The sequence below is a fragment of the Mesorhizobium sp. M0954 genome, assembly GCF_040319155.1.
GTDB lineage: Bacteria > Pseudomonadota > Alphaproteobacteria > Rhizobiales > Rhizobiaceae > Mesorhizobium.
In genome coordinates, this window is the sequence record NZ_JAMYNR010000024.1 from 1 (window position 1) to 21,736 (window position 21,736).

At 60.1% G+C, this 21,736-nt stretch carries 12 protein-coding genes and 2 pseudogenes; 7 read left to right on the top strand and 7 right to left on the bottom strand.

The genetic code is table 11. The annotated features are described in order from the left end of the window. Window positions 1-78: 78 nt before the first annotated feature. Together NKH93_RS34355 and NKH93_RS34360 are read left to right on the top strand one after the other, a co-directional pair. Window positions 79-731 (top strand): annotated as a pseudogene (locus NKH93_RS34355) (IS110 family RNA-guided transposase); the annotation flags it as partial. 102 nt (window positions 732-833) lie between these two features. Beyond that, window positions 834-1,139 carry a hypothetical protein gene (locus NKH93_RS34360; RefSeq protein WP_502896498.1) on the top strand — a complete coding sequence of 102 codons (306 nt, stop codon included), beginning with the start codon at window positions 834-836 and terminating at the stop codon, window positions 1,137-1,139. 292 nt (window positions 1,140-1,431) lie between these two features. On the opposite strand, the pseudogene NKH93_RS25735 reads toward NKH93_RS34360, so the two are convergent. The 3 genes and pseudogenes from NKH93_RS25735 to NKH93_RS25745 all read right to left on the bottom strand — a co-directional run. Continuing rightward, window positions 1,432-1,746, bottom strand: a pseudogene (locus NKH93_RS25735) (transposase); the annotation flags it as partial. Between the two features lie 295 nt (window positions 1,747-2,041). Continuing rightward, the gene (locus NKH93_RS25740; RefSeq protein WP_502896496.1) at window positions 2,042-2,737 is read right to left on the bottom strand and encodes an OmpW/AlkL family protein; all 696 of its coding nucleotides are present in this window, start codon (window positions 2,735-2,737) and stop codon (window positions 2,042-2,044) included. Between the two features lie 188 nt (window positions 2,738-2,925). After that, complete coding sequence (locus tag NKH93_RS25745; RefSeq protein WP_352973183.1) at window positions 2,926-4,986, bottom strand: prolyl oligopeptidase family serine peptidase; 2,061 nt, start codon at window positions 4,984-4,986, stop codon at window positions 2,926-2,928. Window positions 4,987-6,151: 1,165 nt separating this feature from the next. Here NKH93_RS25745 and NKH93_RS25750 point away from each other — a divergent pair. From NKH93_RS25750 to NKH93_RS25760, 3 genes are all read left to right on the top strand, one after another. Beyond that, window positions 6,152-7,861 (top strand): SidA/IucD/PvdA family monooxygenase, encoded by a 1,710-nt coding sequence (locus NKH93_RS25750; protein WP_352973186.1) that lies wholly within the window; start codon window positions 6,152-6,154, stop codon window positions 7,859-7,861. A gap of 506 nt (window positions 7,862-8,367) precedes the next feature. Next, window positions 8,368-9,147 (top strand): phytanoyl-CoA dioxygenase family protein, encoded by a 780-nt coding sequence (locus NKH93_RS25755; protein ID WP_352973188.1) that lies wholly within the window; start codon window positions 8,368-8,370, stop codon window positions 9,145-9,147. A 339-nt stretch (window positions 9,148-9,486) separates the two neighbouring features. Continuing rightward, entirely contained in the window at window positions 9,487-11,490 is a 2,004-nt protein-coding gene (locus NKH93_RS25760; protein ID WP_352973191.1) for a class I tRNA ligase family protein, read from the top strand. Between the two features lie 829 nt (window positions 11,491-12,319). Here the strand turns inward: NKH93_RS25760 and NKH93_RS25765 are convergent. Both NKH93_RS25765 and NKH93_RS25770 read right to left on the bottom strand, forming a co-directional pair. Beyond that, window positions 12,320-13,777: an NAD-dependent succinate-semialdehyde dehydrogenase gene (locus tag NKH93_RS25765; RefSeq protein WP_352973354.1), complete on the bottom strand. Its 1,458-nt coding sequence runs from the start codon at window positions 13,775-13,777 to the stop codon at window positions 12,320-12,322. Window positions 13,778-14,286: 509 nt separating this feature from the next. Beyond that, window positions 14,287-15,708 carry a M16 family metallopeptidase gene (locus NKH93_RS25770; RefSeq protein ID WP_352973195.1) on the bottom strand — a complete coding sequence of 474 codons (1,422 nt, stop codon included), beginning with the start codon at window positions 15,706-15,708 and terminating at the stop codon, window positions 14,287-14,289. Between the two features lie 1,559 nt (window positions 15,709-17,267). Between NKH93_RS25770 and NKH93_RS25775 the strand changes: the two genes are divergently transcribed. After that, complete coding sequence (locus tag NKH93_RS25775) at window positions 17,268-17,480, top strand: cold-shock protein (protein WP_023679670.1); 213 nt, start codon at window positions 17,268-17,270, stop codon at window positions 17,478-17,480. A 225-nt stretch (window positions 17,481-17,705) separates the two neighbouring features. On the opposite strand, the gene NKH93_RS25780 is transcribed toward NKH93_RS25775, so the two are convergent. Continuing rightward, a complete protein-coding gene (locus NKH93_RS25780) occupies window positions 17,706-18,176 on the bottom strand; it encodes a Ros/MucR family transcriptional regulator (protein ID WP_352615682.1) in 471 nt (156 codons plus the stop codon). A 1,546-nt stretch (window positions 18,177-19,722) separates the two neighbouring features. Between NKH93_RS25780 and NKH93_RS25785 the strand changes: the two genes are divergently transcribed. After that, on the top strand, window positions 19,723-20,778 hold the full coding sequence (locus tag NKH93_RS25785) for a cytochrome-c peroxidase (protein ID WP_352973357.1): 1,056 nt from the start codon (window positions 19,723-19,725) through the stop codon (window positions 20,776-20,778). Window positions 20,779-21,055: 277 nt separating this feature from the next. On the opposite strand, the gene NKH93_RS25790 is transcribed toward NKH93_RS25785, so the two are convergent. Further along, window positions 21,056-21,577: a helix-turn-helix domain-containing protein gene (locus tag NKH93_RS25790; protein ID WP_352973200.1), complete on the bottom strand. Its 522-nt coding sequence runs from the start codon at window positions 21,575-21,577 to the stop codon at window positions 21,056-21,058. Window positions 21,578-21,736 lie beyond the last annotated feature (159 nt).

Sequence of the window (21,736 nt, forward strand, 5' to 3'; positions counted from 1 at the left end):
ACCCGCTCGGGACTGGAAGGGTTCGGCCGCAGTTTGCGACGGACGGATGAGGTTGTCGTCGAGGCCACGGGCAACGCCATGGCGGTGGTGCGGGTTCTGTCGCTCTATGTCGGCCGGGTGATTGTCGCCAACCCGAGGCAGGTGAAGGCGATCGCTCATGCCAGGATCAAGACCGACAAGATCGATGCCGGCGTTCTGGCGCAGCTCCATGCCAGCGGCTTTCTGCTGGAGGTCTGGGTACCTGACGAGCGGACCGAGCGGCTTCGCCGCCTCGTCGCGCGGCGCAACCAGGTCGTTCGGCATCGCACGCGCGTGAAGAACGAGGTGCATGGCATCCTGCAGGCGCACCTCGTGCCGAAGTGCCCGCATGCCGATCTGTTCAACCGTCGGGGTCGCGCCTGGCTCGAGCGGCAGGTGCTTCCCGACCACGAGCGGGCCGCCATCGCCCGCCACATCCGCGAGATCGACCGCCTGGCCGAGGATCCGGCCGACCTCGATCGCGACATCGCCCGGGAAGCGGTTGATGATGTGCAAGTCCGGCGGCTTCAGACGATCACCGGCGTCAATGCCATCGTCGCGAGCGGTATCATCGCCGCCGTCGGCGATATCCACCGCTTCGGCGAACCGCAGAAGCTGGTGAGCTACTTCGGCCTCAACCGCGTGTGCGCCAATCCGGTCTTGGCTTGGCGCAATATGGCCGGATCAGCAAACATGGGCGTTCCCATGCCCGCGCCATGCTGGTCGAGGCCGCCTGGGCGGCGGCGAAGGCGCCCGGACCGCTCAGAGCCTTCTTCCTACGCATCCGCAACAAGCGTGGTCATCAGGTCGCAGCCGTGGCGGTCGCCCGTAAGCTCGCGGTGTTGATCTGGCATCTGCTGACAAAGGAGCAGGACTACTTCTGGGCTCGCCCGGCGCTGGTGGCGGCAAAGCAGGGGCGGCTCGCTCTCAAGGCCGGCGCGCCGGGCGAGCGCGGTGTCGGTCGCCGCGGTTCGGCTTACGCCTACAACGTGAAGGAGTTGCGAAACAGCGAGAAAGCCGCGGCCGAGAATGCCGAACGTGCCTACGAGCTAATGGTTCGGCATTGGCGGTCACGCGGGCCGAAGCGGCGCACGGACGCCACAAACGAGGAACGACTATAACGGCTGCGTGGCGGCACTCTCATCCTCTCGCACCACTCTTTGCCACGTGGTCGTCCGTGCCGGACAAATATAGCACAAGGAAATCTGGCGGCACGACCTACGCCCTCGGTCCGCTCCAGAACGGCGCCGTGCTCGACGCCTCGCAGCCGGCCGTGGCGCCATCGCACCGGCCAGCCTTGACTGCGTCTCGACACGCTCGCATGGGAAATCCTGTGGGCCGGGACGAAGAAACAGGCTCACCTGAGCCGAACAAAGAAACGCAACAGGAATCGAAAAAGTCGAAATCAGGGTTGTCGATGTCATCCGTCGTGTAGATGATGCGGCGCACGCCCTCGGGAAATGCGAAGAACGGCACGACATGGAGCCAGTTGCGCCGCCAGCTTTGCGTTATCGCCGGATATTTCTGCCCCCAGTAGCCGGCTTCGAAGTCCTCAACGGCCTTCATGCCGGCTTGGGCGTCCTTGGCCCGGTAGATCGCGCGCAGCGCCGGCATGCGGTCCTTCCACGACACGAACTCCAGGGAATGACGGATCAGGTGCACGATGCAGGTTTGGACGACGGTCTGGGGAAAGACGGCGTTGATCGCCTCGGGAAAGCCTTTACAACCGGCACAGTAGCTTGGCGCGGACATCGGCCTCGGCCGCCGCGACCGCCGCAGCCTCATCGAGGAAATCACGAACCCCTCCGCCAGAGGCAAGCCGGAGTGCCCGGTTGCGCTGCGAGCGCGAATCCGTAGTTGTCGTGTAGCCCGCCGGCTCCCATGGTTGCTGACCCTGGAAAGGAGCCGGGAATGAGAGACAGCCACCGGGAGAACAGACTTCTGGTATTTAACAATGCCGACGGCAAAAAGGGCGCACGAGGCGCCCTTCGATCCAGCTCGGCAAGCCGCTTCGCGCTCGTTTTCAGAAGCGGTAGGTGACACCTGCCCCTATCAACCAGGGATCGAGCGCGGCCTTGCCTGTGAGCTTCGCGCCGGCCACCGTGACGTCGAAGTCTGGCTTCAGGAAAAGCTTCTTCACGTCGAAGTTGACGCCCCAGTGCTGATCCACCATGTAGTCGAACCCGACCTGGAGCGCGGTGCCGAACGTGTTCTTAACCTTGAGAGCATCGGCGCTGCCGGCATCCTGGTTATAGAAGATCGTGTAGTTCACGCCGGCGCCGATATAGGGCTTGAAGGCGCCGAAATTGGTAAAATGATACTGCAATGTGAGCGTGGGCGGTAGCAGCCAAACCTTGCCGATATTGCCCAGCCCGCCGATCGTTCCCTGGCCCTCGATGTTGGCATAGGTGGTGCCGAGGATAAGCTCGGCGGCGATGTTGTCCGTGAAGAAATACGAGATATCGAGTTCCGGCGTCACCGTGTCCGAATAGGAAAGACCTGAGCCGGGCACCGCATTGACGTAGCCAGAATCCTCAGTGATGACTCCCAGCGCACGCAGGCGGATTTGCCAAGGGCTTGGCCATTCCGTGACCGAGGCTCCTGCCTGCGGGACGCTCGCCGCTTGCGCAAGGTCCGCCGCGACGGCCTGCTGTCCCATCACGATGAGGACAACGGCCGCTGTTACTCCCCGTGCCGCGCGCATTTGGTTTCTCGCCATGATATTTTCTCCTTGCTGTTTAGAAATGATGCACTGAACAACGAAAAGTCTTGCTCGAATTGCATGAGATTGGCGGAGCGCTCAGCGCAGTTTGCGTGGGACCGCGCACACATTATTTGCGCCGTGCTCGCAATCATCGACCTGTACTCACTGATTGAAACGTTGCTCTTTGTCTGGGTCCCGCCCACCTATCGAACGCCATCAGCTTGCCAGCCGATCGCACTGCGAGGGAAATTGGTGCCCAAGGCAATGAATGCGGCCCGCTCCCGATTGTTCTTGCCGTAGCCGTGCCCGCCCGCGCCGGGCTCATAGAAGTAAGCGGAATAGCCAAGAGCCTGCAGCTTTGCGGCCATCTTACGCGCGTGGCCCGGGTGGACGCGGTAGTCCCGCTTCGTGGTGGCGAGCAGGACCGGCGGATAGGGCTGTCCCGGCGTTGCGGCGTGATAGGCGGAGATTTCCTTTAGGAAAATCCATTCCTCCGGCTTGTCGGGATCGCCATATTCGTCAATCCAGCTCGCGCCCGCCAAAAGCTTGGTGTAGCGGCGCATGTCGACAAGCGGCATTGTGCAGAACAGCGCGCCGCAACGCTCTGGATAGCGGGTAAGCATATTGGCGATCAGAAGGTCGCCATTTGAGCCACCCTCGGCGGCAATCCGCCTCGGCAGCGTAATGCCCCTTCGCACGAGGTCGGCGGCAACTGCGGCGAAATCGTCATGGGCGAGACGCTTGCCCGCCCTGCGCCCCGCCTCGTGCCAACGGGTGCCGAACTCGCCGCCGCCCCGTTCGAGGCACAGCTTGCCGAGCGAGGAGTTGTAGTGGGGCATGACCGATTTGCCGCACCCGCCGTAGGCGGTGAGGTGAACCGGGGCATCCCCGTTCCCGTTCGCCGGACCGACCTGCGTATAGGGGATCATCTCACGACCGGTCGAGACTGCCTCGTGGCGCGTGACCACCAGCCCGGATGCGTCGAAATTCTCCGAGTTGCGCTTAAGGATTACTGGAGCGCCGAGAGGCGGCGCGGCATTGAGGTCTAATAGGAGAAGCTTCCGCGGCGTGATCGGGTCCTGAGCCGAAATGAGGACCTCTCCATTGGTCTCGTGACGTTCCGCATTGAGCGACCGAAGGTGAACAGTCCCTTCGGCGGGCACGGTGTCCAGCGCTGGGCGCGTCCATTCCTGGCGGTCGGGGGTGAACATCTCGAAACGCGGATCGAGGTTGACGAGGTAGGAGATAATGCGCTTCCCGTTATTCCAGAAGAATGACTGCAGGGAGCGCCTGTCGCCTGGTTCAAAGAGGATGGCAAAACTGCGCTCGCCGGCGATGAAGGAGGAAAGCGAGATGCCGATCAGCGCGTCCGCGGCATGGGTCATCCCTCCCACTGCCCATGGCTTGCGCGGCTTTTCCGCCAGCCAGTCGCCGAAGCCGCTCCATGAAGCGTCCGGAGGAAGGTCGATCCGCATCTTCGGCCCGCTCCTGTCACCGATTCGGCCGATCTTCTCAAAGAAGGTCGACTGCTCGATGAACCAGAGGCGCTCGCTCTCGGCGGTGCGGTCCAGACGGCCGGACACGCCGAGGGATTCGGAACCGGTCTCGAAGATTACCGGCGCGGTGAGCGGATCCGCGCCACGCTTCCACAGCCGCACGGTGCGCGCGTAGCCGGAGCGGGTGGCCATGCCATCACCAAACGCACTGGAAAGCAGAAGCGTGTCAGGGTTGAGCCAATTAACCCCGCCCTTGGCCTCGGCGAGGTTGAAACCGTCGGCGACGAAGCTAAGAGACTCCAGATCGAATTCGCGATGCACGACCGCCTCGCTGCCGCCGCGCGACAGGCCCAGAACGGCTCTTTCCCGTCTCTCCGGCTCAAGGGATGCGCCGCGCCAGATCCAGTCCTCTCCGTCGCTAGCGGCGAGGGCGCCCAGATCGAGCAGTAGCTCCCAATGGGGATCCTTCTTCATGTAGGCGGCAAGGGTGGTCCGGCGCCACAGTCCGCGCGGATTTCCGGCATCTTGCCAGAAATTGTAGAGGTACGGGCCGCGGCGGGTGATCAAGGGAATCTTGTCAGGACGGTCGAACATCGCTGTCAGCGCGTCGCGGTCGCGATCGAACTGCGTTACACCGAAGTGCCCCAGGGTTCTGGCCGACTGGCTGGCGGCCCAGTCAAGTGCCCGTTCGCCCTCTACATCTTCGAGCCACAGATAGGGATCATCGTCGGGAGCATTCAGCGTTGGCCGGAAATCGAATACGGTCATGTTCGGATAACGTGAAGAATGATGTCGACTGGAAACAGCCGCAACGTCCTGTCGGCTCGGAAAGGCCCAGTTTTCGCGGCTGCGACCGCATGTTCGGCGAGCTTGATCATGGCATGATTTCTCCTCAGTCCTTGCCGCAGCGCGTTTGCAGATAGCCTCGCACGTGTCGTGCCAAACGAGAAAATCATTTCACAACAATGACATGGCTCTGATTGCGGTGTGTCTCATGTCCGACTTTGTCGAAGACCCGACAACGAATGCAGCCGTGACCGCCTGATAGAACCTCCTGTGCCAGCTCGGTGGGCACTGCGGAATAAGCAGTGAAGCTCACCGCGAAACTGGCCGAGCTTCGGACCGACATCGGCGACGGGGCGATCGACGACCGCTACGTCGCCGGTGTCGGGCGCGGCACAGCCTGAGGACCCGCGGCGGCGATCATCGAATAACTGTGTTTACGATGGCTACATCCTGGCCCACCGGTCGGCGGGCAAAAGACTGCTTTGCGGCCTTATCCCTCCGCCTGGATTGAGTCGCAGGGACCGAATGGCGCACGTGCTTTTGGAACCGGCAGAGTGGTCATAACGCAATTCTCTTCCGGCTATCTTTACAGAGGTTCGACAATCCAGTTGGTGAAGGTCCCAGATCGCGCAATCAATTGAGCGCTCAGGTCTGGGCATGCGCCCATCCGCAACCATTTCATCAAGAGCATCGATCCGACACCAACATAGAGAATTGCTTCCCCATGAGAGAGGCGTCGCGGCGGACATGAGATTGCGTCACTCTTCATGGTCGCGGCCTCCGACGATGTCGGGATCGAGCCGGTGCAACGGCACGATAGGGCGAAGAATCTGGCAGCTCTTGAAACTGCCGACCTCGATGGGAGAAGGCATATCGCGATCTGGCCGGCAGAGACACCAGGTTCTGCACTGTCCGTTCATGAAGACTTCGTGCTGGTCTCCATAAGAGAAGTATTCTGGTGCAGAAGGTGCCCGATTAGCTAAAAGGCGACATCGACGTGCAAATCGGGCGCCGACGTGAGGCGTCCCCCTCAATGTCGGATTTCCGACCGGATCGCAAATCCGCCAACCCATTATTTAGTAAGACATTCCTTCTCTGGCACGGCACATGCATGGGATTCTGCGAACGCATCAGCGAGAGGTCCTCCATGATCATGCGCACCGAAAATGCCGTCGCCGCAGTGAAAACCGCGCTCTCGCATGCCATCAAGCCGCCCAAAGGCCGGCGCGTCATGGTCGAGACGGGCGACTCGGCCGGCTTCAAACACCTAATGGCCTGGAAAGCGTCTCGCGTAATGGCGACGCGGTCATCGAGGCGGGCGGAAAGGATATACGTTGATGCCCCCAACCCACGTCGCCGGCATGACCCGTCGATTGTCACCGCTCTGGAATGCTCGGGTCTACATTCGACAACCCGAACGCGCAGGACAATTCTCGCAAATCCGGTCGGCACCGGGGCTCGAAAACGCCCGCGAGGGGGAGCCCAATCGCTGTGGCCGATATTCGCCGCGAACAACCCGCCGAGTGGGAAAAAACCTAAAGGAGCAAAGCAAGTGGAGCTATCTTGCATTGGAGTCGGTGCTGGGCCGTCTAATTTGAGTCTTGCGTGTCAGATACACGAGCAAATTGGGCAAGGGGCGCTGTTCCTGGATCGGCAAGTCGCCTTCCGTTGGCATCCAGGCATCGCTTTTGATTTCTCAGAGCTCCAGGTGAGCCACTTCAAGGATCTGGTCACGCTGGTGAATCCGCGATCAGCCTACACTTTCGTAAACTACCTGTACGAGAACGGACGTCTGTACCACTTCCTGAACGCACAGTTCGAGGCTGTGTTCAGAGCTGAGTTTGAGCAGTACCTGAACTGGGCCTTCCACAGGAACCCACTTGTCCGTGGCGGCGAGACCGTGCACGAAATCCGCTTTGACGGCGAGTTTCGGGTGCGGACGGATAAGGCGGTTCTCGGCGCCAGAAACGTCGTGGTCGGCATTGGCAAGCAGGCGCAAATTCCGCCTCAGTTTCAGGGCTGGACTGGACGCAACCTGTTCCACTCATCTGTTTTACTGCACATCCATCCCGAGGTGCGGAGAAAGCATGTCTGCGTGGTTGGCGGAGGCCAGTCGGGAGCCGAGGTGATGTTGCACCTTGTCGGCCTGCCGAAAGAACGGCGGCCTGCCTCGATCACTTGGGTCTCGCAGCGTGAGAACTACCTGCCTCTCGACAACAGCCCGTTCACAAACGAGTTGTTCATGCCCTGCTTTTCGGATCGTTTCGCGGCGATGAGCGAGTCGCAGCGCAAGCTGCTCCTGCGGCGTTTCGTGCTTGCCTCGGACGGCATTTCGGAAAGCACGTTGCGCGCGATCTATCAGGCGCTATACCGCCACGCATTTTTCGAGCTAAACCGATGCGACATCACACTGCGGCCAGGCTGCACCGTCTCGCACTGCATCAACGCCGGCGCGGGTCACAGGCTGACCCTGCAGCACAGCATGGACGAAGTCGAAGAAGTCACGGCTGACATCGTCATCCTGGCCACCGGCTACGAGAACGCGGTGCCAGACTTCTTGGAACCCATCGCACACCGGCTGGAGCAGATCGACAATGAATTAGCTATTCGCGAAGATTTTTCGGTGAGCTGGGACGGACCGCGTGACAGACGCATCTTCGTACAAAACGCGAGCCTCGGGCAGCGCGGCCTGGCCGATCCGAACCTAAGCCTGCTGGCCTGGCGCGCGCGCCGCATCCTCGATAGCCTTCTTGGGCGCGCGCCATGCGCGAACCCCGAGCATCCTGGCTTCATCAGCCATACCTCGATCGAGAGCTGGCCCGCCTCCGCAGCCGAAGAAATGGGCAGCGGGATATGACTCGTAGACTTTTGATCATCGGCGGTGGCATCCTAGGAATGATGTCCGCCTCCGCTGCGGCGAAGGCCGGAGGCTTCTCCGAAATCATCGTGACCGAACAAGCCCTTGGACCAAGCGGCGCATCGCATTATTCTGGGGGCGTGCATTTCCCCTACGGTTGTCAAGACCGTACCAGGTCGCTCACTCGAAAGAGCGCCGTGGTCTTGGCGGCCATGGCTGGGTCGGCGGTCAGCGGATGGTGCCGGCCTTTAGCGATGCGTGTCGTGGCTGGACCGGGTGAAGCGATTGATCCGGCCCAGTTTACGGAACCCCTGGACCCGGCTGAGCCTGACATAGGCAGTCTCGCGCCGAGCTTCTGCGGACAATATCCGCCGGAGCGGAACGCACTTAGCATCGCCCTCCCACATGACGTGAGTCCGTATCCGTGGACCCGCAACTTGACCAGCGCCCGACTGCCCTAATCGGGATGTCCGACCAACCAGTCTTTCCAACAGGAGGCTTTTCGCATGTTGACTGATGCACAAAGAGAAAAGTGGCAGAAAGACGGATACGTCAGGCTCGAAAGGTTCTTCGCTCCAGCGGCTCAGGAAGATATCTCTAGTTTTGTCGAAGATATGTCACGCTGGGATGTCAGCGATGATAAATGGCTCATGTGGTTCGAGAAGACGACGGACAATCGAAAGATCATCTCCAAGATCGAGAATTTTCTCGACTTCCATGATCCATTGCGTCGTTTGCTCTTAGAAGATCAGCGCATAAAGTCAGCGGTCGAGGATTTGCTTGGCGAAGATTCGCGCAGGCTCAAGGAGTTGCTGATTTTCCACTACCCCGACAGCGGCGGCTATCTCCCGCATCAGGACATTTATCACATTCCACACAAACTCCCCGACCGGATGGTCCATGCGGTGGTTGCCATAGGCATCGACGACTCCGACCCGGAAAACGGCGGGCTTTTCTTCAGCCCCGGCAACCACAAAAAGGGGGTGTTTCCCATGGATGCCGGTGGGGTGATCGATCCTCAAGTCGCCGAAATGTTCTCGTGGGAACCCGTAGTATGGAAGGCTGGCGACATCTTCATCTTCGACGATTACGCACCGCACTACTCACGACCGAACAAAAGCAATCGTTCGCGGCGGACACTCTACTTGGTATTCCAGCGTGCTTCAACCGGTGGACCGACCCGCGCTGAATATAACGTGCTTAAGCGTGCCCTTAACCCGCCCGAGGGCAAAGTGGCCGATCTCGACAAACTCAAGCCCCCAAATGGCATTTTCTATCGCGATTGAGCTCACGCAGCCAGGCGGAGGCATGCCACACGAAACTGATCGACCGCTCAAAAATGCGCGGAGAGTATGGCGTTCTGATTTGCGGGCTCGCGGAGCATCGACCGCAGCCCGTTACGACGCTTCGGCACGTGGATTGTGGAGGTGGTCGCAGGGCGGTCCTCTATGACGCCTACAGCCCGACTGGCGCCCCCCTCGTCGCCCGCCTGGCGGCCCAGAGCCGCATTATTCTGGCCGAGGCCGCCAACGGGTTGGGCTGCCGCTTCTCTGCGCAACTTGCACAAGAGGCTGTTGCGTTGGCAGCCGAAGATCCCACGGCTTCAACAGCTTAGGTTCGTTGTCATGCGCAAATACACGTTTTCTCGAACGGAGCTGTCGCGGGCGTTCGGTATCGACATGGCCACGTTTGGAACGGGAAGCGTCGGCACGGGTTTTTCGTTCGGTAGGCTGGCACCGGGCGTTACATCCGAGCCCCATCGGCACGACGAAATCGAGGCCTTCGTGGTCCTGTCTGGCGCGGGCAAGGTCACGACCGACCGTGGGGAAATCTCGGTCGAGGCGGGCGATGTCGTTCTGTTCCACCCTTTTGAAGCGCATGTGCTGCGCAACGACGGAAACGAAGACCTAGATTTCGTCGATGTCTACTGGCGAGACGGCGAGGCCGCCCTTGATGCCGCTGCAAAGACCACGGCTCCACGCGGGCCGATCTTCGTCTTCTCCACGCCGCCGACGCCTAATGGCGATCTGCATTTAGGGCATCTTTCTGGCCCTTATTTTGGCGCTGATGTCTACACGCGTTTCCTGCGCATGAAAGGGGTCGAGGCCTACCACCTGACAGGAAGCGACGATTACCAGAGTTACGTCGCCACTCGTGCCGACGCCGATCAATCGACGCCCGCAGAGGTAGCGCGCCACTACGCGGACGAGATTCGCGCCACGCTTGCACTTTTTGACTGCGAGATCCACAGCTTCCTACACACGATGGGTGATGCCGCTTATTGCGAATTTCAAGCCGCGTGTTTCCGTAGTCTTCTGAGCAGCACGGCGGTAGATCTGCGCCAGAGCCCTGCACTTTTCGATGCTGTGACAGGCCACTATCTTTACGAGCCGGATGTTAGCGGCCTCTGCCCCGATTGCGGCGGCTCCGCCGGTGGCAACATCTGCGAGGAATGCGGCGCCCCAAACCTTTGCCACGACTTGGGTGCAGCCCGGTCACGGCAGTCTGCCGAGGCGCCGCTGGTCGGCTCCGTCCGCCGCCCGGAACTTGCCTTGGACCGATGCTACGACAATATCGACCGGCATCTAAGGGCGTCGGGCGTCCCGCTACGGATCTTGGATCTCTTCGCGCGCCTACGCCGACGCGGCAACTTTTCAGTGCCCATTATTCACCCCTCGGACTGGGGCCTGCCGGCCAAAGGGTTCCCGGGGCAAGTGATCTGGGTGTGGCCGGAGATGGCATTCGGTTTTCTTTATCACATCCAGGCGCTCGGCCGCTCGCTGGGCTGCGACTGGAAGGCGGCCATGCCCGGCAACGACTGGCAGATTGTCCATTTCTTCGGCTTCGACAATTCCTTCTACCACGCGCTACTCTATCCCGCTCTTTACGCCGAGGTCTTCTCCCACTGGACGCCACGCATCCACTATCACGTCAACGAGTTCTACCTGCTCGACGGCAAGAAGTTCTCAACCAGCTGCCGCCATGCGGTGTGGGGCAAGGAGGTTCTTAGCCCAAAGACAGTCGACGTCGTGCGCCTCCATTTGGGCCTGACACGCCCGGAAGGTGAGCGGACGAATTTCACGCTGGACGCGCTGCGCCGCACCGAGAACGAGGTGTTCCAAGGGATTTGGCTGAACTGGCTTGATGCGTTGAACCAGGAAATCAAGCAGGATTTTGCCGGCCGTGTACCCGATGCAGGCGACTGGAGCCCGGTCGACCGCGCCTTCTTTGCTCGGATAGAGATCTATCGCGCGGCGATGGAGCGCGCCTATTCGGACGAAGGCTTCTCGGTCCGGCGCGCGGCCGCTCAGGTCTGCGATTTCGTGCGCGATTGCGTGATCTACCGTCGGGCGCAAGACTATGCAGCGGCGCGACGTTTCTATCCCGCCCGCAATCGGACTTCGCTAGCCCTTCAGACGACGGCCGCTGCGATCCTGGCACCGACACTCGCTCCGCTGATGCCCCGATTCGCCAGAACGCTGGCGCGAGGCATCGATGGCGTCTCAACCGAAACATGGCCCCGGTCCGTCCAGCGCCTTGCGCCCGGGACGCGCTTTGATCTCGGACCCGTGTTGGTGTTCTACGCCAAATCCGACAATCCTCATCTCGATGAGGAGGAAGCACTATGAGCCCAAAGGTGCACCAGTGAGCTATCCCAATCTCGACCAGATCTGCGCGGCAATCAAAGCCGATGATGCCAAATATCTTTACTCGCTGTCACTGGCGACCGAAGCCGCTATCAGACGGTAGAGACCAGATTGGCGGACCTGAACCGACGCATCGTCGACACCCTGGCCCGCGCCTTCGAGGACCGCTCGGCCGATCGCTTCCCAGCCCTTGCTGTTTCGTGCCGCAAATGCCGTGTGGGCTCGACTGCGCTGACCAACCTCTTCGGCATCGCGGGATTTCCGTCCTCCAGCCGGTCAAGACTGTCATGCGGTTCGAGGCGCTTGGTCAACATGGCGCGCCCTGGATCGTGCGCCGATCACCGGAATGTCGAATGCGAATGCCTGCCTGATGGTATCTTCGATTCTGGCCGAGCCTGTACCGGCGCGGCAGTCGGCCGAAGAACAACTGAGCTACTGACAATCGGAAGGTAGCAGGTTCAAAATTCTGCCCCAGAAACCGGATATTGCGCACAGCCAGCGTTCACGATCGCGATGGTGAACAAGCTTCCAACCAGACCCGCGCAACGACAGCCCGTCGCCTGAAGATAGTCGGCGAGGGCCGGCAAATCCCTCGCAAGCGTATCCTCCGTCACATGCACGCCGTCTTCGCCGACAAAGCAGACGCTTGTCTCGTCGAGAGATAAGTCCAGCCCGGGTGCTCCTTCAGGATTGCGTGTTTGCTCGGGTACGGAGCCGCCCCTCAGTTCCCAATCGAGGAGCGATCCTACAATTCACATATTTGGAGATCGCTCGCTAGGTTACCCGGCTGTGAACCCTGCAAGCCGAAAATTCAGATGCCGCCCATGCAGAGATATTTCATTTCGAGGTAGTCCTCGAGGCCATGGCGGGATCCCTCCCGCCCGATGCCGGACTGTTTTATCCCACCGAACGGCGCCGCTTCTGAAGACATCCGGCCGGTATTTACCCCGACCATTCCATATTCCAAGGCCTCGGCCACACGCCAGACACGCTTCAGGTTGGAGGCATAAAAGTAGGCCGCGAGGCCGTAGATCGTGTCGTTGGCCTCACGCACGACCTGATCCGCATCTTTGAAGCGAATAATCGGGGCTAGCGGCCCGAATGTCTCTTCTTGCGCGACGGTCATCTCGCTGGAGACACCGGTCAGGACTGTCGGTTGGAAAAACGTGCCATTCGTGCCGATGCGTTTGCCCCCGCAGCGAATTGCGCCGCCTTTGGCGACGGCATCGGCAATATGGGATTCGATCTTGGCCAATGCGTGCTTGTCGATGAGCGGTCCGATGTCCACTCCGGGAGCGAAACCATCACCAACTTGAAGTTGGCGAGCCCGTTGCACGAATTTCTCGACGAACTCGTCGTGAACGCCCGACTGGACGTAAAGGCGGTTCGCCGAAACGCAGGTCTGGCCGGCATTGCGGAACTTCGCCTGGATCGCACCGTCAACCGCGGCATCGATATCGGCATCATCGAAGACGATGAAAGGTGCATTGCCGCCGAGCTCAAGGCTGACTTTTTTGATCTGGTCCGAGCACTGGCGCATGAGCAGGCGCCCGATCTCAGTCGACCCGGTGAAGCTGATCTTGCGGACCTTGGGATTGGTACAAAGTTCGCGGCCGACCGCGTCACCTTCGGACGCATAGATCAGGTTGACGACGCCTTCGGGAAAGCCAGCCTGATGGGCGAGGGCGAACATTGCTCCCGCCACGAGCGGCGTCTGTTCAGCGGGCTTGAGGACGATCGTGCAGCCCGCCGCCAAGGCTGGCGAGATTTTGCGCGCCACCATCGAGGCCGGGAAATTCCATGGCGTTATCGTGCCAACAACTCCGATGGGCTGCTTGATTACCAGCATTCGGCGGTCCATCGATGGTGCGGAGATCGTCTCGCCATAGACGCGATTGGCCTCCTCGGCGTACCATTGCAGATACGCCGCAGCATGCGATATCTCCGACTTGGCTTCTGCAAGCGGCTTGCCCATCTCCGCGGTGAGAATCTCGGCGAGATCGTCGGCGTGGTCGATGATCAACTGATGCCATCGCCATAGAACGTCGCTGCGCTCACGTGCGGTCAACCCTGCCCATCCAGGCTGAGCGACATAGGCCTTGTCGATCGCAGCGCATGTCTCCTCGACACCCATGTCGGGTAGTTCTGCCAGCACTTCGCCAGTCGACGGGTTGAGGACCTCGAATGTCCGCTCGCTAGTCCGCATGCCAAGTGCCGGCAGGCGATCAATGGGTCCAAACAGGTCAGGGGATCTCAGGTGACGGATCATCGGCAGGCACAGGGGCAATACCGGATTCCTCCTCAACGCAGCAGGTATATATAGCAGGTGCGGTGTGTACTCCGCGACGTCCGGGTTCCTTATAGGGCCTCGGCCAGACAGCTGATAGACCACGGTACCCAACTGGAAAGGGAGAATACCTGAATACGCTAGAAGATGCCTCGCGGTTCTACTAGTCGAACGATTGAACAACGGACATCGGCTTCGCCAGCCGCGCGGAGTGGATGCTGGTGGCCTGCGCCTAAAATCTGCGGACCACGAATCGGCGACTCGATCGACTCGAAGAGAGGCTGGCCTGAGGAGGAGCGCACCCCAATAATGACGCCTGAACCGGCAAATGCCTGGCAAGGCCCGCGAAAACCGCTTCTCGCGGCTTTAGACAGATCCCGTTTACCCGGCGAGCGCCCGCAAGATGAGAAAGAGGATGGAGAGGAACAGGGTGGCGAAGGCGCGCCGAGGGAAGACCGGCCGGCGCATTTGCATGGGGATGGAGCTCATGATCAATTCCCCGCCTGTTGCTGCGGCAAAAGATAGCCTGTCGTCGAATGGTCGAGCACCAGATAACGCGCGGCGACCGCCTTGACCTCGTCGGTGGTGACCTTGCGGACGCGGTCCGGCCTCTCGAGCACGTCCTTCACACTGCCACCGGTGGTGAGCGTCTTGCCATAAATGTTGGCGATGTGGTCCAGCTCGTCGTGCGCAAAAATCACCGAGCGGATATAGCGGTCTTTGGCCTTGTCCAGCTCGTCGCTGGTGACGCCATCCTTGGCGATCCGGGCGACTTCGGCAACGGCCGCCGCTTCGAGATCGACGAGCTTTGCATCGCCGCGCGGCGAGCCGGAGATGATGAAATTGGTGTCGTCTAGCATGGTGCCCTGGAAGGAGGCGCCGGCCGCCGAGGCTATGCCTTGCTTGACGACAAGCTCCTGATATAGCCGGCTACGGTTACCGCCGCCGAGGATCTCGGCCAGCAGGTCGAGCGCCTCGGCCTCGCCGGGCTCTGCCGTATGATAGGACGGCACCACCCATTGAGTGGAAAAGCTCGGCACCGATACGCGCGCATCGGTCATCGTCACTGTGCGCCTGGTGTTCTGCTCCGGCTCGACCGGGCGGTTGCGCGGGGGCAGGTCCGGCCCGCGCACAACCTTGCCATAGGTTGTCTCGGCCAGCGCCTTCACCGTCTCAGGCTCTACGTCGCCGGCCACCACCAGCACGGCGTTGTTCGGTCGGTAGTATTTGTTGTAGATGGTGAATGCGTCGGTGCCGTTCAGCTTCTCCATCTCCTGCATCCAGCCGATGACCGGAATGCGGTAGGGCTGGTTCTGCCGCAACGTCGCGTTGACCTGCTCGTCCAGCAGAGCATGCGGGTTCGTCTCTCTGCGCCAACGGCGCTCCTCCAGGATCACGTCGCGCTCGGTCTTGATATCATCCTCGTTGAGGATGAGGTTGAACATGCGATCGGCCTCGAAGCCCATCATCTCACCCAACGCCGAGGGCGCCACCGTCTCGAGGAAGGTGGTGTAGTCATAGGCGGTGAAGGCGTTATTATAGCCGCCGATGGCTGAGACGGCTCGGTCGAACTCGCCGGCGGCGTGGTTGGTCGTCGCCTTGAACATCAGATGCTTGAGGAAATGGGCAAGGCCTGATTTGCCGGGTGGCTCGTCGGCGCTGCCGATCTTGTACCAGACCATATGAGTGACGATCGGCGCGCGGTGATCGGGGATGACCACCACTTCCATGCCGTTGTCGAGCAGGAAATCCGTCACCTCGCCGCCGGCGGTGGCGGCCAGAGCCGGAGCGGTCGTCACCAGGGCCAGCGCGGTGGCAATGAACGCGTTGCGCAGCCAGGCGGACGATCGATGGCTCCGGTTGTGGTGGCTGGTCGAAAGGCAAGGTTCGAGGCAAAGTGATTTGTTCCTCATTTTGATGAAGGCGCCGCGTCCCCGTCTCCCCGCGTGGGAGGATCGGCGGGCAGCGCCGAGCCAGATGAATAAGCCCTTCATGGGGCCAGGCCTTACTCGAGCCTCATCTTTGGATGGACCCAGGAGACCTGCGGCGGTATTTCTTGGTGAGGTGATCATGGGACGGATTCTCCTTGGTCCGCGACGCCTTGCGGATGACCAAGCATGCACCGTGCCAGATCAGAAAACCGTTCGAGGCAGTGGGCAAATCGGGCTCTGCCATGTTGCGCATCCGACATTGTCGGACATCGGACAGGGCCGAACGCGACTCGCGCGGCTGAGAATATCTTCTTCGTTCGGAACACGATTGGGCGCGCTGCCGGGGAGGGGTATAGGATGCGCTTCGAATGGCCGCTGCGCTGCCGGTGAGAATGGAGATGTTGGTCGCCCCAGCGGAACCCTGTCCTCGACAGCCAGACCGGGTCGATGCTGAACGGCATAGGCGCGAGGAGCGTAGCGAACTCGAGCGCGGAGCCTGCTCGCGCGCGAAGACGGATCTGATCAAAGATCGACGAGTTGGACGATATCCGCTAGGCGCTGGAAAACGAAGATCGTAGGACTCGGGCGGGAAAAAACGATGCGGTCGCGCGCTTCTGGCGTAATGCGCCTGCCGCGAGGCCGTTGAGCCTGATGAGTTGCTGCGGGAAAGGGGAGTGTTTGCGCGGGACCTTGGTCAAACGTAAGAAACAACCGTCGAGCTCGCCGTGGATGGGGGCATGCAGGCACGTTTGTCGCTGGAGGACAGCAGCACGGAAGCTGTCTGCGCTTGCCGTCGTCGCTGGGTACCAAACAGGAGAATTTGGCGGTCGCGATCGAATTCATCTGCGTAAATACCGCCTGGCTGTGCTCGGTTTGCCGGCGAACAGATTTTGCCTTCTTTGCGGCTGCAAACGCATCCCTGGCGGCGTGGTCCCTAAGGTCAAGAGCATCGGGTGAGTTGCAGCCTGATCCTGCTCAATCTGATGCGCGCCAACCGCCTCGCCGGATTGTGGAACCGCTCGCGGGTAGCTTCTACCACAAACAGCAAGGTCATGAAATCAAGTAGGAAGTCGTCGATCGCCTTGGGCGATTGTTTCTGACTTGCCCTTGAACTGGTCCAGCAAAACGCGCGCGTTATCGATCGCTTCCACGCTGGTGGCATCGATCAACCCCTCGACCCTCTTGAAACAATCCAATTCGAAACTCCTGCAAGCGCTTTCCAAGCCGTTATGCACGAAGGTAGCTCCGTGAACTACCCGGCCTTTGACCTGGCGGCACGAGCAGCGGTCGGCCTTACGTCCCGTGCCTCCAAGCACCAGCCGTAGACGTGGGGCTGAGGAGCGTTGGAAGGATCGGGCGCTTCCGGCCATGCTCGAGCGGTAGTGTAGGACAGTGCTTGCTGGCGACTTCGGCCAAAATGGAGTGCGCCAGCTGATCGGGGTTTAACAATTTTTCGCTTTTTGCTGCGCCCAAGTCTCGGCTATGAGTCGGGCAGGCCTGATGGCCTGCCCACGTTGCAATTGTTAAGGAGGAACACGTATATGCCGACTGGAACGGTAAAGTGGTTCAACAGCACCAAGGGGTTTGGATTTATCCAGCCCGACAATGGCGGTCCGGATGTTTTCGTCCACATTTCCGCTGTCGAACGCGCGGGCCTCTCGACCCTCGCTGACGGCCAGAAGATCAACTATGAGATCGAGCAGGATCGCCGCACCGGCAAATCCTCCGCTGGCAGCCTCAGCAAAGCTGGTTGAAATTTCTCCTGCGTCCTGGCAAGAGTGGGCGCGTAGGTCCGGAGGTCCTCACGGCCGCTCGATAGGAGCGAGCAAAACTGAGGGCAGCAGATTGCTGCAGGCGTCGCGAATTCCTCATGAAACAAAGTTTTTTGAAAGGAAGGCGGGGTTGGCCCCGCCTTTTTATATGACGAGCAGATTAAGCCGATGGCTGCAACGCTCCAGAACGAATCTCGATTGCCGAAATCAAGCCGCGACCTTCTTGCGGGTTCGCTTCGTCGGCGCCGGCTCCGGCGCTTCCGGCGCTTTCGGTTTGCGGCCGAGCCCCATCGTCTTGGCCAATGAAGAGCGCGCCGCGGCGTAGTTCGGCGCGACCATCGGATAATCCGCCGGCAGGCCCCATTTGGCCCGATATCCATCTGGCGTCAGCCCATAGTGGGTCGACAGATGGCGCTTTAGCGATTTGAATTTCTTCCCGTCCTCAAGGGAGATGAGGTAGTCCGGTGTCACCGACTTCCTGATCGGGACTGCAGGCGTAAGGGCAACCGGCTCTTCTGTAGAGACACCTCGGGCCGTCCCTTTCAGAGCCGCGTGCACTTGGCCGATGAGGGCAGGGAGATCCCCCACCGGGATCGGATTGTTGGAGACATAGGCTGAGACGACATCGGCCGTGAGCTCGATGAGGGTGTCGATGTTTTTTTCGGCTTCTTCTGTCATGAAACTCTCCAGGCGGCGTGAAACACAGTCGGCGAAGCGTCGCTTCATAGTGGCGGTCGCCGCTGAAAGCAACAAAGGTCTCGACAGGATTGTTGCGATGTTCGTCCAGCAAGATCTACGGCGCGGTATCCCGCCGTCGTGACCGTTGATCCGTCCGTTGTTGGCGAGCTGCCGCGGTGCTTGCGCATTTTCAGGCGCGTCTCGGCCGTAAGCTTTGCGCCGAAATGACCAGTAATCTCGAAACGAAGCGGGCTATTTCTGTTTCGCCATCCTCTCTTTGGCTGTGAAATCGGTGGCAGAGCAGTGGCCGCTTCCTGATGGCGCGTGGAGGAACTATCAAGCGTTGATTCGCAATGGTCGAAACGATGTAGATTCATCCGGTGAGCCGCTCTCGCAGCAGGATATTAGGGTTTGGCCCGCTGGTAAACCGAGGACATCACGCCGCTGCTTTGCTATTGAACCGCTATCGCTGTGACAACACATTCCGCAATGGTGGCGGGTGTAGAGGAGGCGCCTGTTCAACAAACTAGCGGTTCAGCAGGTCGGGAGGAACGAATGAGCTCAGGGACTTTCAGCAGCCCACTTTCGTAAGGCGGGCAGCGCACATCGTGCAAGAGATTGCCAGTCCTGCGGCGCGCAAGACTTTTTTCCGCTTTGGGGAACAGGTCGCCATATTACAAGATGCAACGTCCGCGATGCAATGGCTCGCTGCCTGCATGTCGGGCAGTGGAACAGCGCAAGTATAGGCGTCGCAGTCGTATCTGAAGCCGGAGCGGGAACGCCGACGAGGTTATTGTATCGAGATTTCGCCGGCATCTGGAGCGTACTATAGCGAACAAACAATATTTTGCGCGCTATGGCGATGTTAATCATCTTGTTGTAAACCAGCTTCTCGCGACAGGACTGCAACGCTTCCGGTGTGAAAATCACTGCGTGGGACTTGGTTCTCTCGAATTCATGACGGTAAATTGCCCTGTAATTATAGCAAGCAGTTGGCCCATTGAAGCTGATAAAACGAAGCCAAAATTGTGCTCCGTCGTCTGCCAATATTCGCTCGATGGAGGCTATAGGCCTCACAAGCCAATCAAAACAGCTACTCGGGCGCCCTTTGAAATTCGTGTAATTTTGCTCACCCCAAACGGCCCTCTACAGTCGAAATAAGATCGTCCCGCAAAGGTGCTACAAGACACTATCGCGGATCGATTTGGGCCAAGGTCGATCTGGCGAAGGCAGGCGGAAGTCGAGCAGGACCTGCTGCGGAACAGATAACCGGCCCCAAACCGAATCCGACACGGTGGCCCCGATTTCTTCATAGTTGAAGGCGCAGAGAGAACCGGAGCACGGCTCCGGCGCCGCCGCTTGCCGAGCAGCGATCCTCCGCCTCCCAAAATCCAATCGAGAAGAGCGTTCAATTCCGGGACGGTCCAAGCTCTGCCGCAAAAACAGGTGTCAGACCCCCGGTCCTCTCCCGCAACTGATCTAGCGCAGGGCGTTCATGAGCCGCATATCCCAGAGTGGCTGCGTGCACGACGCAGCGAGATCATTTATGAAAATCCTATTCAGTACGATGGCTGTCCCCTTGCTGACGGCCACCGCCTTTGCTGCGGATTCGATCCCCGCAGACCTCAGAGAAACGGCAATGGCCACTTTCAAGGCTTTGCCATCCACCACGCCGGCAGTCGCCAACAACCCGATCACCCCGGAAAAGATCGCTCTCGGCAAGGCACTGTTCTTCGATCCACGCGTCTCTGCGTCAGGCGTCTTGTCGTGCAACTCGTGCCACAACCTGGCCACCGGCGGCGACGACAATCACGAAACCTCGATCGGCCATGGTTGGCAGAAGGGACAGCGCAACGCGCCGACTGTACTGAACGCTGTCTTCAACATCGCCCAGTTCTGGGATGGTCGTGCCGAAGACCTGAAGGCTCAGGCGAAGGGACCGGTCCAAGCCGGGATCGAAATGGCCAATACACCGGGCCAAGTCATCACCACGCTCAAGTCCATGCCGCAGTATGTCGAGTGGTTCGATGCAGCTTTTCCGGCTGAAGCCGATCGGGTCACCTTCGACAACCTCGCCAAGGCAATCGAAGCCTTCGAGGCGACACTGGTCACGCCGGCCCCCTTCGACAGTTTCCTGAATGGCGATGACGCCGCCATGACTTCCGAACAGAAACAGGGCCTGGCGCTTTTCATGGACAAAGGCTGCTCGTCCTGCCATGGCGGTATCAACGTTGGTGGGCAAGCCTATTACCCATTCGGCCTCGTGGAACAGCCCAGCGCCGAGGTCCTGCCGGAAAAAGACAAGGGCCGATTTGCGGTCACCAATGCAGCCGACGATTCCTATGTTTTCCGCGTGGCGCCGCTGCGCAACGTTGCACTCACCGCGCCATACTTTCATTCGGGCAAGGTTTGGGATCTGAAACAGGCCGTTGCCATCATGGGAACCACCCAGCTTGGCGTGGTACTGGCGGACGAAGAAGTCGACCTGCTTGTTGCCTTCCTCAACTCGCTGACCGGAAAGGCACCCGAGGTCGCCTATCCCATCTTACCCGCCGAAACGGCGACAACACCCCGGCCTATAACGCAGATCTTAGGAAAATAGACGGCCAGCTGACTGCGGAACATCGCAATTGACAATGATTGCGACTTTTACTGGACGAGACGAGTCGCGACGTCCATGAGAACGCAAATGGCTCGTTTCCAAAGTGCAGACACTGCTTCCGTCACCAGCTCGTTGCGATGGAATCATGTTTGGGATCTGGCGTGCGACATGCCAAGGAAGGCGTCTGACGCATGAGGCTTGCGCGCTGTCGATACCGCGCGGCGGCCGGCCATCGCGCTGGCGGCCGAATTGCCGCGCGCCGAAGTGATCGGCCCCCTTAGGGCGAAGGGGCAGCCACTCCGTCCTCCATGTCCAGCGATTCTTCGACTGCTTCCGGATTCCGGGCGATGGTCCAAAGGAGAGTATTCGCCGCTGCATCCGGTTTCGAGCGACCTTGCTCCCAGTTTCGAAGCGTTGCCAGATCGAGGCCATACCTCACGGAGAATGCCTCCTGAGAGAGCTTCGTGCGATCCCGGACTTCGCGAACACTTATCGGCCGCGGCGCATGAACCTTCGCGATCACGCCTGCGGACGACAGTGCATTCTTCAGTGCCAATAGGTCGTCGACGCAAGGAACCGTCACGAACGCCTTGCCGTGATCGACCATCTCCGTGAGTATCGCGTGGGCCGTCCTGAGCGGCAGCTGTCTCTTAACGAGAATCCGGGCGGCCTCAGGAGTATTCGCGCCGTGAAGAAAACTGAGGCTCAGTCGGACGGGAGAGCCTGACGACACCGGGACGACGTCCCGGGTTCGCACCCGTTGTCCGTACCGCTCCATGAATTTCGATGTAGTCGACATTAAGCTTCTCCGCGATCACTCGACCGAGCTTGCGCAATTTGGACCATCCCCACTGGATGCATCGCGATAAAAGTACGCCAAACAACGCTAAGGGAGAACAAGCAGTGATCTGATTTCGTTCGACGCTCGTTTTCGAGAGCCGTTCTGGGTCGTTCACAA

Bases quoted from the DNA above. Each gene is read 5' to 3' on its own strand.
- NKH93_RS25745 (WP_352973183.1), bottom strand. From the start codon at position 4,986: ATGACCGTATTCGATTTCCGGCCAACGCTGAATGCTCCCGACGATGAT.
- NKH93_RS25750 (WP_352973186.1), top strand. From the start codon at position 6,152: ATGATCATGCGCACCGAAAATGCCGTCGCCGCAGTGAAAACCGCGCTC.
- NKH93_RS25785 (WP_352973357.1), top strand. From the start codon at position 19,723: ATGAAAATCCTATTCAGTACGATGGCTGTCCCCTTGCTGACGGCCACC.
- NKH93_RS25780 (WP_352615682.1), bottom strand. From the start codon at position 18,176: ATGACAGAAGAAGCCGAAAAAAACATCGACACCCTCATCGAGCTCACG.
- NKH93_RS25740 (WP_502896496.1), bottom strand. From the start codon at position 2,737: ATGGCGAGAAACCAAATGCGCGCGGCACGGGGAGTAACAGCGGCCGTT.
- NKH93_RS25755 (WP_352973188.1), top strand. From the start codon at position 8,368: ATGTTGACTGATGCACAAAGAGAAAAGTGGCAGAAAGACGGATACGTC.
- NKH93_RS25770 (WP_352973195.1), bottom strand. From the start codon at position 15,708: ATGAGGAACAAATCACTTTGCCTCGAACCTTGCCTTTCGACCAGCCAC.
- NKH93_RS25775 (WP_023679670.1), top strand. From the start codon at position 17,268: ATGCCGACTGGAACGGTAAAGTGGTTCAACAGCACCAAGGGGTTTGGA.
- NKH93_RS25790 (WP_352973200.1), bottom strand. From the start codon at position 21,577: ATGTCGACTACATCGAAATTCATGGAGCGGTACGGACAACGGGTGCGA.
- NKH93_RS25765 (WP_352973354.1), bottom strand. From the start codon at position 13,777: ATGATCCGTCACCTGAGATCCCCTGACCTGTTTGGACCCATTGATCGC.
- NKH93_RS25760 (WP_352973191.1), top strand. From the start codon at position 9,487: ATGCGCAAATACACGTTTTCTCGAACGGAGCTGTCGCGGGCGTTCGGT.